At 43.5% G+C, this 771-nt stretch carries 1 protein-coding gene; it reads right to left on the minus strand.

The features are described 5' to 3' along the window. On the minus strand, positions 1 to 610 hold a 610-nt coding region (locus A3729_RS29215; RefSeq protein ID WP_068634551.1), incomplete at its 3' end, for a kinase/pyrophosphorylase. Positions 611 to 771: the final 161 nt, after the last annotated feature.

Consider the following 771-nt stretch of genomic DNA (forward strand, 5'->3'; position numbering starts at 1 on the left):
TCAGGCCAAAAATCTTGTTTCTATGGGGGCGTAAAGAGGCGGGCAGCTTTTGGTCTTCGATATCTTCTTCGGTAATTGGATAGTTGGCCGCCTTAATGCCGTACTGCATTGCAAGATAGAGACAAGTAGGGGTTTTGCCACTGCGCGATACGCCGGTCAATATCACATCCGCTTGGTCATAGAGTTTGGTGCGAGCACCGTCGTCATTGTCGAGTGCGTAGTTAATAGCCTCTATTCTTTGGTCATAGCGGGTATTTTTAGTAATGCGTGTTCTACCTACCTGATAAGAAGAGCGAACGCCGAGCTCTTGTTCCAGCGGCCCTAGAAAAGCGGCGAAAATATCAATCATCAAGCTATTACTCTTTTTGATGATCTTTCTGATGCCATCATCAACGATGGTGTCGAAAATAATAGCTTTCGCGCCATTTAACTCCGCCGCAGCATTAATTTTCTCGACCGTTTCGAGGGCTTTTTCAATGCTATCAACGTAAGGAAGCGTGACTTTCTCGAATTCATGCTCTTCAAATCGTGTTAATAAACTGACGCCTAACGCTTCTGAGGTGATACCTGTGCCGTCTGAAATGAAAAAAGCAGTACGCTGATTACCCATAAAAAACCTTATTTTGAAGCCGAGGATTGATTCAAATAAGTTAGCATAAAGTGTTACAATTCACACCTGCTCGCGTTAGGTAAAGCGCATAATTATCAGTATTTCGCTAATGTACAGGAGAATAAGCCTTGCAGGACTACATTATTTGGTTTGATGAACTG

The organism is Oleiphilus sp. HI0043, from assembly GCF_001634935.1.